The organism is Streptomyces sp. NPDC058683 (genome assembly GCF_042716195.1).
In the GTDB taxonomy this organism is placed as follows: domain Bacteria; phylum Actinomycetota; class Actinomycetes; order Streptomycetales; family Streptomycetaceae; genus Streptomyces.
This window is the reverse complement of record NZ_JBHXSK010000026.1, coordinates 89,362-102,185: the sequence shown is the minus strand read 5'-3', so window position 1 is coordinate 102,185 and position 12,824 is coordinate 89,362. Positions and strand designations below refer to the sequence as shown.

The following is a 12,824-nucleotide window of genomic DNA, read 5'->3' as shown; positions in this document are numbered from 1 at the left end:
GGGAATGCTGTGTTCCTGCTGAGCCGTAGCCGTGGGACAGGACGGGCGCGGGGGCCGGAATGCGGACGCCAGGACCGGGGGCGACCGGCGGCGACCGGGTCCGCCGGGCGGAGTGTTTGCGCCAACTCCCTTGGCCGAAGGGGGCATTGGCACGCTCCGGCCACCGTGTTCCCTTGAGCCGCCGTCGCCCCGGCGCCCACTCTGATCTCTGGCTTCCGCTTACCGGGCGGAAGCGTTTCCGCGTTCAGGGGAGGACGTCCACCCATGCGAAGACTCCACGCCCTGTGGGCCCTGACAGGAGCAGCCGGACTGCTCGCGGGGGCGATCACGCCCGCGACGGCCGCTCCAGGGTCCCCGGTCACCACACCCGTCACACCCCTCACGGGTCCGAGCACCACCACCGCACCACAGACCGTCACCCCACCAGCGACCGTCACCCTCATCACCGGCGACACCGTGACTCTCACCGTCGGACCGGACGGCAGGAACGCCGTGGACGTCCGGCGCGGCAAGGGCCGCGAGGCCGCGACCTTCCTGTCCAGCGAGAAGGACGGCGAGATCAGCGTCCTGCCGGCGGACGCCATCCCGCTGATCAAGGCGGGCCGCCTCGACCCCGCCCTGTTCAACGTCTCCCAGCTGGTCGAGCAGGGGTACACGGACGCGAAGACCGGCAGCACCCCGGTCATCGCGACCTACGGCAAGGGCGCCGAGACGCCCGAGGGCGCGCGCCGGACGCTGGCGCTGCCCGGGATCGACGGCGCGGCGCTCAGCGCGAGGAAGTCGACCGCGTTCTGGTCGGACATCGCCCCGCCGCTCGGCACCGCGCCCACCACGAAGGCCGCGAAACAGCTCGGCGACGGCATCGACAAGATCTGGCTGGATGCCGAGGTGACGGCGTCCCTCGACGTGAGCGTCCCGCAGATCGGCGCGCCCGAGGTGTGGCAGGCGGGCTACGACGGCACCGGCGTCGAGGTCGCGGTCCTGGACACGGGCGTGGACACCGGGCACCCGGACCTGGCCGGGAGGATCGCCGGCGAGGAGAGCTTCGTACCGGACGAGACGGTGCAGGACGGCTTCGGCCACGGCACCCATGTGGCGTCCACGATCGTCGGCTCGGGCGCGGCCTCGAACGGCCGCTTCAAGGGCGTGGCGCCAGGCGCGCGGCTGCTGGTCGGCAAGGTGCTGGACAACACCGGCCACGGCCAGTCCTCCTGGATCATCGCGGGCATGGAGTGGGCGGCGCACTCCGGCGCGAAGATCGTCTCGATGTCCCTGGGCGGTACGGCGTACGGTCCCTCGGACGTGCTCAGTGAGACCGTCGACGAGCTGTCCGCGTCCACCGGCACGCTGTTCGTGGTCGCGGCGGGCAACGCGGGGCCGGGCGAGCAGACCGTGGGCACCCCGGGCATCGCCGACTCCGCGCTGACGGTGGGCGCGGTCGACAAGTCGGACCAGCTGGCCTCGTTCTCCAGCCGGGGTCCGCGCCCCGGCGACCTCGCGGTGAAGCCGGAGATCACCGCGCCGGGCGTGAACATCACGGCGGCCCGCGCCGCCGGTACCACCATGGGCACGCCGCTCGACGACAACTACACGACGGCGAGCGGCACTTCGATGGCCACCCCGCATGTCGCGGGCGCGGCGGCGCTGGTCGCGCAGGCGCATCCGGACTGGACGGGCGAGCAGATCAAGGAGGCCCTCGCCAGCACCGCGAAGACGAACGCCGACAACTCCGTGTTCGAGCAGGGCGACGGCCGGGTCGACGCGGTACGGGCCGTCGAGCAGGACGTCTTCGCGACCTCGACGCTGAGCTTCGGCAGGTTCGAGGACGGCGACACCGGGGTCGTCAGCAAGGACATCGCGTACACCAACACCACCGACGAGGCGGTGGAGTTGAAGCTCTCGTCGTCGCTCGCCGACCTCGCCCTGGGCGCCGGTTCGGTGACCGTGCCCGCGCACGGCACCGCCACCGTCCCGGTCTCCGTCGACCCCGCGCAGGAGACCGAGGGCCGGTACACGGGCCACGTCACGGCGACCGCCGACGGCATCCAGGTCACCACGGGCGTCGGCTTCGACAAGGCGCCCAAGACGTACGCCCTCAAGGTCTCCCTGCTGGACCGCAAGGGCAACCCGTCCGCCGGGGCGTCGATCTACACGCTCCAGGAGCTGAACGGCGCCTACCCCGACGAGTACGGCTTCCTGGGCACCGGCTGGACCTGGCAGGTGCCGGCCGGCACCTACTCCGTCGCGACCTGGATCCCGGACCGGGACGCGGGCGGCGTGGCCGTCGGCACCTCGGTCGTCGGCAACCCGGAGATCAAGGTCGACGGGGACACCGAGGTCGTCCTCGACGCCCGCAAGGCGGTGGAGATCAAGCCGAAGACGAAGGAAGACTCCGAGTTCAGGGGCTTCAGCACCAGCTGGCACCGCGAGGGGCCGGGCAGCGCCTGGGGGCTCACCTACAGCCAGGGCTGGTGGACCGACCACGTCTATGTGGCGCCGACCCAGCAGGTCACCGTGGGCACCCTGAACTTCTACGCCAAGTTCCGCCTGTACGCGAAGGAGCTGACGGCGAGCGTCACCAGCCCGGAGAAGACCCCGCTGTCGTCGCTCTACTACTCCCAGACGTACAACGACTTCCCGCTGAAGATCAGCGGTGAGCACAAGGTGCGGGCGGTGGACGCGGGCGGCGGTACCGAGGCCGACTTCGCGGGACTCGACGTCAAGGGCAAGGTGGCGGTGGTCGCGCTCGGCGCCACGGAACGGGCCCAGGGCGCGCTGGACAACGCGACCAAGGCCGGGGCGGGTTACCTCATCGCCTACCGCAAGACGCCCGGTTTCTGGATCGAGGCCGTGGACCGCGCGACCACCGTCCCGCTGATGATCGCCACCGGCGAGGAGGGCGCCGAACTCGCCGGCCTGCTGAAGACCGGCAAGAAGGTCACGCTGAAGCTGGACGGCACGCCGGTCAGTCCCTACGTCTACAACCTGCTCGCCGCGCAGAGCGGCGCCATCACCGCGGACCAGACCTACACCCTGGACAAGTCCAACACGGTGAAGCGGCATGCCCGTTACTACGGGGCCACGGCCGGCGAGACCGGCGCGGACACCCTGTACACCTTCCGCCCCTGGCAGCTCTTCGGCGTCGAGACCAGCGTCTACACACAGCTGGGCACGGAACGCGACGAGTACTACTACGTCGACCCCGACACCCGTACCTGGCACGTCGTCTACCCGAACTGGGACGCCTACCGGGGCGAGTGGAGCCCGCTGCGGACCTTCAGCGCACCGGGTACCGAGCCCACCGAGAACTGGCTGCGCCAGGTCGTCCGGCCGGGCAGCAGCGAGGAGTACGGCCTCTCCGTGCGCGACGGCGACGAACTGACCCTCTCGGTGCCGGAGTTGACCGACTCCACGCCGGGTCACTACGGATACGTCGACGGCACCGACAACACCGCGAAGGGCAAGCTCTACGCGGACGGCCAGCTGGTCGGTGACTCGACGTTCGGCGGATACGGCGTCTTCGACGTCCCGGCGGCCGAGGCCTCGTACCGCTTCGATCTGGACGTGCAGCGCCGGGCGGCCTGGGCCCGGTACTCCACGAGCACACACACCGAGTGGACCTTCGCCTCGGCGCACACCGACACGGAGACGGCGCTGCCGCTGCTCACGGTCGGCATCGCCCCGAAGGGCCTCGACCTCCTCAACCGGGCCGACGGCGGGCGGAAGCTGGAGATCGGGCTGCCGGTCGCGAACCAGCTGGGGAGCGTCCGGGCGAGCGGTCTGCGTGCCTGGGTCTCCTATGACGACGGCGCGTCCTGGAAGGAAGTGAAGGTCAAGAACGGCAAGGCCCGGTTCAAGCCGGCGAAGGGCGCCGAGTCGGTGTCGCTGCGAGTGCGGGCCACCGACCGGGACGGCAACGGGATCGACCAGACCGTGCTGCGGGCGTTCGGCCTGAAGTAGCCGGCACCCGGCGCATATGCCCCGGTCTTAACAATGATCCTCTACCGTGCCGGACCATGGTGAACACGGCACACGACACGGCAAGACAGGCCCCCGCCGCGAGCCCTTGGTCCGCGGTGGGGGTCTCCGCCTTAGACGAGCTGGTCTACCAGTCGATCCTCCATCAGCCCGACGCCGACACGGCCGGCTGGGCGCTGCTGACCGGCACCTCTCCGGACCGGGTCCGCGCGTCCTGCGAGCGGCTGCTCGCCCTCGGTCTGCTGCAACCGCCCGACTCCATGGGCGGGCTGCGCGCGGTGGACCCGCGGGTGGCGATCCGCGCGCTGATCCGGCGGCGCGAGACGGAGTCCGAACTGCTCGCCGCCACCGCCGGGGAGATGGCGACCGCATACGAGGCGGGGCTGCTGCGGGAGGAGCCGTCCCGGCTGGTCGAGGTGGTCGAGGGAGAGGGCGCCAACGCGGCGCGGCTGGAAGAGCTGTACGCGCACGCCGAGCACGAGGTCTGCCTCTTCGACACTCCCCCGTATCTGGCCCCGCGTACCCCGCAGTTGGACCTCCAGGCCGATCTGCTGAGCCGCGGCGTCGTCTACCGCGCGATCTACGCGGCGACCGCCCTGGAGGACCCGGACGTCCTCTTCCACGCCTGGAAGATGGTCGAACTGGGCGAGCAGGCCCGGGTGCTGCCCTCGGTGCCGGTCAAGATGCTGCTGGTCGACGGCCGTCGGGCGATGCTCCCGCTGACCACGTCGGAGGCGGGCGGCTACTGCGCGGCGGTGGTCCGGCACTCGGCGGTGACCGAGGCGCTGCAGAAGCTCTTCGAGCTGGCCTGGCAGCAGGCGACCCCACTCGGCCTGCCGGTCGGTGACGGTGAACTCTCCGAGGGCGAGCGGATGCTGACCCGGCTGCTGGCGGCCGGAATGAAGGACGAGGCGGTGGCCCGGCATCTGGGGGTGAGCCTGCGGACCCTGCGGCGGCGGGTGAGCGAGCTGCAGGACCGGCTGGGGGCGGCGAGCCGGTTCCAGCTGGGGGTGCGGGCGGCTCAGCTGGGCTGGGTGTAGGCGACAGCGGGGCCGGGTCCGGGGATACGCGCACGCGAAGGGCCGCACCCCCCGTCGCGGGGAGTGCGGCCCGAGCGCCGTACCGGATTACCGGATTACCGGAACCGGAGTACCGGAGCCTTACTTGCGGAGCAGGCTGCGCAGCACGTACTGCATGATGCCGCCGTTGCGGTAGTAGTCGGCCTCACCGGGGGTGTCGATGCGGACGACCGCGTCGAACTCGACGCCCGTGTCGGTGGTGACCTTCACCGTGCGCGGCGTGGTGCCGTTGTTGAGCTCCTCGACACCGGTGAAGGAGAAGGTCTCCTCGCCGGTCAGGCCGAGGGACTCGGCGGTGGCACCCTCCGGGAACTGCAGCGGGAGGACGCCCATGCCGATCAGGTTCGAGCGGTGGATGCGCTCGTACGACTCGGCGATGACGGCCTTGACGCCGAGCAGCGCGGTGCCCTTGGCGGCCCAGTCGCGGGACGAGCCGGAGCCGTACTCCTTGCCGGCCAGGACGACCAGCGGGATGCCCTGCTCGATGTAGTTGCGGGAGGCGTCGTAGATGAACGCCACCGGCGCGTCCGCCTGGGTGAAGTCACGGGTGTAGCCGCCTTCCGTCCCCGGCGCGATCTGGTTGCGCAGGCGGATGTTGGCGAACGTACCGCGGATCATGACCTCGTGGTTGCCTCGGCGGGAGCCGTAGGAGTTGAAGTCACGACGCTCCACACCGTGCTCGGTGAGGTACTTGCCGGCCGGGGTGTCGGCCTTGATGGCACCGGCGGGCGAGATGTGGTCGGTGGTCACCGAGTCGCCCAGCTTGGCCAGGACGCGGGCACCGGCGATGTCGGTGACCGGGGACGGCTCGTGCGCCATGCCCTCGAAGTACGGGGGCTTGCGGACGTAGGTCGACTGCGGGTCCCACTCGAAGGTGTTGCCGGTCGGGATCGGCAGCGACTGCCACTGGGCGTCGCCGGCGAAGACGTCGGCGTAGGACTTGTTGAACATGTCCTCGCCGATGGCGCTCGCCACGACCTCGTTGACCTCGGCCTCGGTGGGCCAGATGTCCTGGAGGTACACCGGCTTGCCGTCGGTGTCGGTGCCCAGGGCGTCCTTGGTGATGTCGACCTTCATCGAGCCGGCGAGGGCGTAGGCGACGACCAGCGGCGGGGAGGCCAGGTAGTTCATCTTGACGTCGGGGTTGATACGGCCCTCGAAGTTCCGGTTGCCGGAGAGAACCGAGGTGACCGCGAGGTCGTGGTCGTTGACGGCCTTGGAGACCTCCTCCGGCAGCGGGCCGGAGTTGCCGATGCAGGTGGTGCAGCCGTAGCCGACCAGGTTGAAGCCGACCTTGTCGAGGTAGGGGGTGAGCCCCGCCTTGTCGAAGTAGTCGGTGACGACCTTGGAACCCGGGGCGAGGGTGGTCTTGACCCAGGGCTTGCGGGTCAGGCCCTTCTCGACCGCCTTCTTGGCCACCAGCGCGGCGGCGACCATGACGTACGGGTTGGAGGTGTTGGTGCAGGAGGTGATGGCCGCGACGGTGACCGCGCCGTGGTCGATCTCGTAGGTCGAGCCGTCGGGGGCGGTGACGGTGACCGGGTTGGTCGGGACGCCGTTGGCGGTGGCCGGGGAGTCGGAGGCCGGGAAGGACTCCTTGCCCGCCTCGTCGTCGTCGGCGACGTAGTTGCGGACGTCGCTCTTGAACTGCTCGGCGGCGTTCGCCAGGACGATACGGTCCTGCGGGCGCTTCGGGCCGGCGATCGAGGGGACGACCGTGGCGAGGTCCAGCTCGAGCTTCTCGGAGAAGTCGGGCTCGGCCTTCGGGTCCAGCCAGAGGCCCTGCTCCTTGGCGTACGCCTCGACGAGCGCGACCTGCTGGTCGGAGCGGCCGGTCAGGCGCAGGTAGTTCAGGGTCTCGCCGTCGATCGGGAAGATCGCGGCGGTGGAGCCGAACTCCGGCGACATGTTGCCGATGGTGGCGCGGTTGGCGAGGCTCGTCGCCGCCACACCCTCGCCGTAGAACTCGACGAACTTGCCGACCACACCGTGCTTGCGCAGCATCTCGGTGATGGTGAGGACGAGGTCCGTGGCGGTCGTACCCGGCTTCAGCTCACCGGTCAGCTTGAAGCCGACGACGCGCGGGATGAGCATGGAGACCGGCTGGCCGAGCATGGCGGCCTCGGCCTCGATGCCGCCGACGCCCCAGCCGAGCACGCCGAGGCCGTTGACCATGGTGGTGTGCGAGTCGGTGCCGACCAGGGTGTCGGGGTAGGCCTGGCCGCCGCGGACCATGACCGTGCGCGCCAGGTGCTCGATGTTCACCTGGTGGACGATGCCGGTGCCCGGCGGGACGACCTTGAACTCGTCGAACGCGGTCTGGCCCCAGCGCAGGAACTGGTAGCGCTCGCGGTTGCGGCCGTACTCCAGCTCGACGTTCTGCGCGAAGGCCTCGTGGGTGCCGAACTTGTCGGCGATGACGGAGTGGTCGATGACCAGCTCGGCCGGGGCCAGCGGGTTGATCTTCGCCGGGTCGCCGCCGAGCTCCTTGACGGCCTCACGCATGGTGGCGAGGTCCACGACACAGGGGACGCCGGTGAAGTCCTGCATGATCACGCGGGCCGGCGTGAACTGGATCTCCTGGCTGGGCTGGGCCTGCGAGTCCCAGCCGCCGAGGGCGCGGATGTGATCGGCGGTGATGTTCGCGCCGTCCTCCGTGCGGAGCAGGTTCTCCAGCAGCACCTTCAGGCTGTACGGAAGGCGAGCCGAGCCTTCCACCTTGTCCAGCCGGAAGATCTCGTACGACTCGTCGCCCACCTGCAGCGTGCTGCGGGCGTCGAAGCTGTTCGCCGACACGACAGTCTCCTTCATTGATGTGCGCGTACCACCGTCAATCGTGCCGCCACGCCGACTTGGCCCATCCAGTAAGGTCAGGCTAAGTTAGGCATGCCTTACTGGAGGTGGCGGCTACGGTGCGCCTAGGCAGATATCTCGATGTCGAGATAACTCTAGTACACGGGCGCGGGATGGTCATGCCCGGACCCGCCCTCCGTTGTCCCTGTGGCGTGTCCGGGGCCGGCTCCCGGGGGTGAATCACCGCCTCCCGAACGGGTCCCCGTGGGTCAATCCGGGTTTCGCACCCATCAGTTCGCGGAGCGGGGGTAGCCGACGAGGGGAGCGAAAGGAGTCGCAGTCATGCCGCTCACCTTCCGGAAGAGCTTCCGGATCCTGCCCGGAGTGCGCCTCAACATCAATCGGCACTCCTGGTCCATCACCACCGGGGGCAAGCACGGACCCCGGCACACACACAGCAGCACAGGGCGCCGGACGACATCCATGGACCTGCCCGGACCGTTCGGGTGGCGGCGCACCTCCAGGGAGCGCCGTCGGTGACGTCCGCGGGCGGACCGGAGACCGGGCGGTCCGCCCCGCGGCGCGGGCGGCGGTGAAGGCCGTGCCGTCGACCACCTGGGCGCCTCCGTCCGGCCCCGGACGGAGGGGTGGGGAACCCACACGGCGGATCGTCGGCGTGTCGGAAAACGCATCAAAGCGCATCAAGCCGGTCATTCCGCGAGTTGAAGTCGAAGTGCCTGCCCGCCAGTCCGTTGCCCACCCTCGGACGGACGCCCGCCGCACCCTCGCCGAGCAGGCAGTTCAGGCTCCGGTCCACCCGGGCGGCGGACAGCACGCCGGCGCCGATGGCGACCTCGGTACCCGCACCCCGGTGCTCCGGCCCGCTCGTCGCGTGGATGCCGTCGGCGAAGGGGCCGAGCCCGTCGACGGACCGGTTGCCCTGGACCGCCACCAGGAGCGGACAGGAATTCCGCCTCGCCTCCGCGTTTTCGGCGGCGGCCTTGAATCGACCGGCGCGGGCACCTCGCAGTTCCCGGTGTGCGGCGACGAGTACGGAATCTGTTCGCAGCGTTCCGGAAACCATGAGGTCGGTGTCGATGCGGCCGGCCGGATCGGTCGGCGGCAAGGAGACCTCGAATTGGTTGCCGATGATGGAGCGTTCGTACGGGAGAAGTTCCGGGCGGGTACGGCCGGAGAGCTGGAGTTGCTCCGGAAGGCGGATGGAGTGATCCGTTCCGGGGCCGGTCGCGCATATTTCTTCGCGGGCCGGGAGAAGGGCCGGGAGAAGTGGGGGATGATCCGGCGGTTCACCGCGATACAGCCCGGGATGTCGATCTCGGAAAACCTTTCCGGACCGTATCTGACGACCTGCGGATGGGCGGAGAAAGAAGCCGGCGGAATCCACGGCACGCCGGTCCTGGAAAAGATGTCCCGCACAGTCCTGCGGGACGGCACGCGGTCGTGGTCCAGCGGCACCGCCACCGCCCGCGGCGGCGCCGGCTCCCGTCCGCCCAGCACCCCGTCGAACGTCGACGCCGACACCCCGTGCACCGTCGGCCAGCGAGACCGGGGGCGCCGGTCCGTCACGCGTCGGGCACCCGCCGCCGCACTCCCCCGCCCCCGCCCACGCCGGGCTCCGGCCACCCGTCCGGCATCTTCAGGGCGCCTCCGTACACGTCGCCGTAGCTCGCCGCTCCTTCCGCCATCCAAATCCTTCGAGACCTGTGCGATCCCCGCCGCGTGCGGCGAGAGTGCGGGAATTACCGTGACCGCCACCGGCGCACCTTCGAGGAGGAAACCGGCGGCGTACGGCACAACCAAGCGTGCATCAGATTCTGTTGCAGATGATCGCGGGGAACGGCTCGGGATTCTCGCCCTCGGAGGTCGGGTCGGTTGTTCACAGATCGGCATCGAGGGACCCGATCGGGGTGATCTCCGAGGCTTCCGGAGTTCCGAGGAACGGGGCTGCCTCGATGGCTTCCTGGGGCATTTTCCGTATCTCCGACTTGAGCCTGATGACACATGCCGGGCACCGGCCCAGCACACGGAGGAAATACCTCCGGACAACGGCCGGCGGAATTCATCACCAAACGTCGGGAGCCGCCTTGACGTTCCCCCCGCCCCGCCTTTGTGCGCACCGGAACGATGGTCGACGGGCCGAACAGTCAGGCCCCCTGACAGCGCATCACCCGAACGGACCCCCCAACGGGCACCATCTCATATCTGAGATAGCCTCAACCTCATGGCAGACGACTACCTCGTACGCATCGGCAGGCTCATCCGTGACGCCCGGCAACACCGCGGCTGGACACAGGCACAGCTCGCGGAGGCGCTCGGCACCAGTCAGAGCGCTGTCAACCGCATCGAGCGCGGCAACCAAAACATCAGTCTTGAGATGATCGCTCGAATCGGCGAAGCCCTGGACAGCGAGATCGTCTCACTGGGCTATGCGGGCCCGATGCATCTGCGAGTGGTGGGCGGCCGTCGGCTGTCCGGCGCGATCGACGTGAAGACCAGCAAGAACGCGTGCGTGGCCCTGCTGTGCGCCTCGCTGCTCAACAAGGGGCGCACGGTGCTGCGCCGGGTGGCCCGGATCGAGGAGGTGTACCGCCTCCTGGAGGTGCTCAACTCCATCGGCGTGCGCACCCGCTGGATCAACGAGGGCGTCGACCTGGAGCTGGTACCGCCGGCCGACCTCGACATGGCGTCGATCGACGCCGAGGCCGCCGTACGCACCCGCTCGATCATCATGTTCTTCGGCCCGCTGCTGCACCGCATGGACCACTTCAAGCTGCCGTACGCCGGCGGCTGCGACCTGGGCACGCGGACCATCGAGCCGCACATGATCGCGCTGCGCCGGTTCGGGCTGGACATCGCGGCGACCGAGGGGCAGTACCACGCGCAGGTCGACCGCTCGATCCGGCCGGACCGCCCGATCGTGCTGACCGAGCGCGGGGACACGGTCACCGAGAACGCGCTGCTGGCCGCCGCCCGGCACGACGGTGTCACCGTCATCCGCAACGCGTCCTCCAACTACATGGTCCAGGACCTCTGCTTCTTCCTGGAGGCGCTGGGCGTCAGGGTCGAGGGCATCGGCACCACGACCCTGACCGTGCACGGCGTCCCGAACATCGACGTGGACGTGGACTACTCCCCCTCCGAGGACCCGGTCGAGGCGATGAGCCTGCTGGCCGCGGCGGTGGTGACGGAGTCGGAGCTGACCGTGCGCCGGGTGCCGATCGAGTTCCTCGAAATCGAGCTCGCCGTCCTGGAGGAGATGGGCCTCGACCACGACCGCACGCCGGAGTACGTCGCCGACAACGGCCGTACCCGCCTGGTCGACCTCACGGTCCGCCCCTCCAAGCTGGAGGCGCCGATCGACAAGATCCACCCGATGCCGTTCCCGGGCCTGAACATCGACAACGTGCCGTTCTTCGCGGCCATCGCGGCGGTCGCGCAGGGCAAGACCCTGATCCACGACTGGGTCTACGACAACCGTGCGATCTATCTGACCGACCTGAACCGCCTCGGCGGCCGCCTCCAGCTCCTGGACCCGCACCGGGTGCTGGTGGAGGGCCCGACCCGCTGGCGTGCGGCCGAGATGATGTGCCCGCCGGCGCTGCGCCCCGCCGTGGTCGTCCTGCTGGCCATGATGGCGGCCGAGGGCACGTCCGTGCTGCGCAACGTCTACGTCATCAACCGCGGCTACGAGGACCTCGCCGAACGCCTCAACACGATCGGGGCCCAGATCGAGATCTTCCGGGACATCTAATACGCAAATGCCGCCGCACCCCGTCTGACCTGCTGCTTGGCGGGTCAGGGAGGGATACGGCGGCATCTGTGGGACTTCTCTGGGACTTTGGGCCCGCGGCGGGCTACGGGCCACGCTTCATGGGCTCTGCCGACCGACCGCGGCTACGCGACGATCGCGTCGATGGCCGCGCTGCCCCGTGCGCCGGCGCGGGGTAGGAAGTGGGAGTACTTCCGCAGCGTGAACCCGGGATCGGAATGCCCCAGCCGGCGTGCCAGGGAGACGACCGATTCGCCAGCCTCCAGTTCCTCGGAGGGACAGAAGTGTGGCAGGGCGTGGAAGCCGTGCTCCCGGGACGGCTCACGCACGCGAGCACCGTCGCCGTTTCCCTCCTCCAGTGGTGCGATCACGCCCGCCGTGGCCAGAGCGGGCTTTCCACACGCAGGAGTTGAAGTAGTTCCGGTTGATGGCCTTCCGCTCGCGCCCCGTCACCAGGAGGTCGAAGGCCCTGGGCCGCCGGTGCTTGGCTTCCACCGGCGTCTCGGCAGGACGTGGACTCGTCCCAGGGCAGCGTGACCGGCACCGGCGTGAACTGCTCCCTGTGCTGCCGGATGGCCGGGCCACACTGGAGGGCAGCGGCACATCCCGGACCCTGCGGCCCTTCGGGAGCGCGAAACACAGCTTCGCCCGCACCATCTTGACCTGCCGCCGGACGTGGACGACTTCCTTGGCGAGGTCGATGTCTTCCGCTGAGAGCCCGAGCGCCTCGCCTTGGCGGAGCCCGAGACCTGCTCCGACCACGAGGAGGAGCCGGTAGCGGTCCGCCAGGGCTTCTCGTACCGCCAAGCCCCGTTCCGGCGCCCACGCTTCTACGCTGCCGGGTCCATCGCGCACATGTACGACAACGCGGCCGACCATCCCGATCGGGTGCGCCGGTATCCGTCGGACATGACGGACGCGGAGTGGGCGGCCGTCCGGCCGTTGCTGCCGGTGCCGGCCTGGTTGCGCGGGCGGGGCGGGCTGCCGGAGGGCTACTGCCACCGCACGATGTTGGACGTGATCCGCTACCTCGTCGAAAACGGAATCAAGTGGCAAGTTATTGAGAATCGAGACAGGGCTGTGTCCTTTCGTTCGGTGGGGTGAGGCCAGTCCGACGGTCGTTGGCTGCGTGCCTGTCCGGGCATTCCGGGCGGGTGTCAGTAGGTTCTGCGATCGTGTGCGTC

Annotated in this window: 9 protein-coding genes; 5 read left to right on the top strand and 4 right to left on the bottom strand. The window is 69.7% G+C overall.

Features of this window, described 5'->3' with window-relative positions; translation table 11 throughout:
- Positions 1 to 264 precede the first annotated feature (264 nt).
- A complete protein-coding gene (locus ACFWXC_RS27825) occupies positions 265 to 3,960 on the top strand; it encodes a S8 family serine peptidase (protein ID WP_384483018.1) in 3,696 nt (1,231 codons plus the stop codon).
- A 56-nt stretch (positions 3,961 to 4,016) separates the two neighbouring features.
- Positions 4,017 to 5,018, top strand: coding sequence for a response regulator transcription factor (locus tag ACFWXC_RS27820; protein ID WP_384483017.1), 1,002 nt, complete (start codon positions 4,017 to 4,019; stop codon positions 5,016 to 5,018).
- Between the two features lie 120 nt (positions 5,019 to 5,138).
- Here the strand turns inward: ACFWXC_RS27820 and acnA are convergent, their stop codons facing one another.
- On the bottom strand, positions 5,139 to 7,853 hold the full coding sequence (gene acnA, locus ACFWXC_RS27815; protein WP_384483016.1) for an aconitate hydratase AcnA: 2,715 nt from the start codon (positions 7,851 to 7,853) through the stop codon (positions 5,139 to 5,141).
- 339 nt (positions 7,854 to 8,192) lie between these two features.
- Here acnA and ACFWXC_RS27810 point away from each other — a divergent pair, with 339 nt between their 5' ends.
- Positions 8,193 to 8,390, top strand: a complete 198-nt coding sequence (locus ACFWXC_RS27810; RefSeq protein ID WP_351728923.1) for a DUF4236 domain-containing protein — start codon at positions 8,193 to 8,195, stop codon at positions 8,388 to 8,390.
- A gap of 151 nt (positions 8,391 to 8,541) precedes the next feature.
- On the opposite strand, the gene ACFWXC_RS27805 is transcribed toward ACFWXC_RS27810, so the two are convergent.
- Together ACFWXC_RS27805 and ACFWXC_RS27800 are read right to left on the bottom strand one after the other, a co-directional pair.
- The gene (locus tag ACFWXC_RS27805; protein WP_384483015.1) at positions 8,542 to 9,255 is read right to left on the bottom strand and encodes a hypothetical protein; all 714 of its coding nucleotides are present in this window, start codon (positions 9,253 to 9,255) and stop codon (positions 8,542 to 8,544) included.
- Positions 9,256 to 9,433: 178 nt separating this feature from the next.
- The gene (locus ACFWXC_RS27800) at positions 9,434 to 9,556 is read right to left on the bottom strand and encodes a hypothetical protein (protein WP_384483014.1); all 123 of its coding nucleotides are present in this window, start codon (positions 9,554 to 9,556) and stop codon (positions 9,434 to 9,436) included.
- A gap of 536 nt (positions 9,557 to 10,092) precedes the next feature.
- On the opposite strand from ACFWXC_RS27800, the gene ACFWXC_RS27795 reads away from it, so the two are divergent.
- The gene (locus ACFWXC_RS27795; RefSeq protein ID WP_351728919.1) at positions 10,093 to 11,622 is read left to right on the top strand and encodes a UDP-N-acetylglucosamine 1-carboxyvinyltransferase; all 1,530 of its coding nucleotides are present in this window, start codon (positions 10,093 to 10,095) and stop codon (positions 11,620 to 11,622) included.
- Positions 11,623 to 11,765: 143 nt separating this feature from the next.
- On the opposite strand, the gene ACFWXC_RS27790 is transcribed toward ACFWXC_RS27795, so the two are convergent.
- A complete protein-coding gene (locus tag ACFWXC_RS27790; RefSeq protein WP_384483013.1) occupies positions 11,766 to 11,969 on the bottom strand; it encodes a hypothetical protein in 204 nt (67 codons plus the stop codon).
- A gap of 526 nt (positions 11,970 to 12,495) precedes the next feature.
- Here ACFWXC_RS27790 and ACFWXC_RS27785 point away from each other — a divergent pair.
- Positions 12,496 to 12,744: a transposase gene (locus ACFWXC_RS27785; protein WP_384483012.1), complete on the top strand. Its 249-nt coding sequence runs from the start codon at positions 12,496 to 12,498 to the stop codon at positions 12,742 to 12,744.
- The last annotated feature ends 80 nt before the right edge of the window (positions 12,745 to 12,824 follow it).

What these genes read in the sequence shown, in the direction of transcription:
- ACFWXC_RS27825 (WP_384483018.1), top strand. Translation starts at nt 265, where the DNA reads ATGCGAAGACTCCACGCCCTGTGGGCCCTGACAGGAGCAGCCGGACTG.
- ACFWXC_RS27785 (WP_384483012.1), top strand. Translation starts at nt 12,496, where the DNA reads ATGTACGACAACGCGGCCGACCATCCCGATCGGGTGCGCCGGTATCCG.
- ACFWXC_RS27810 (WP_351728923.1), top strand. Translation starts at nt 8,193, where the DNA reads ATGCCGCTCACCTTCCGGAAGAGCTTCCGGATCCTGCCCGGAGTGCGC.
- ACFWXC_RS27820 (WP_384483017.1), top strand. Translation starts at nt 4,017, where the DNA reads ATGGTGAACACGGCACACGACACGGCAAGACAGGCCCCCGCCGCGAGC.
- ACFWXC_RS27800 (WP_384483014.1), bottom strand. Translation starts at nt 9,556, where the DNA reads ATGGCGGAAGGAGCGGCGAGCTACGGCGACGTGTACGGAGGCGCCCTG.
- ACFWXC_RS27795 (WP_351728919.1), top strand. Translation starts at nt 10,093, where the DNA reads ATGGCAGACGACTACCTCGTACGCATCGGCAGGCTCATCCGTGACGCC.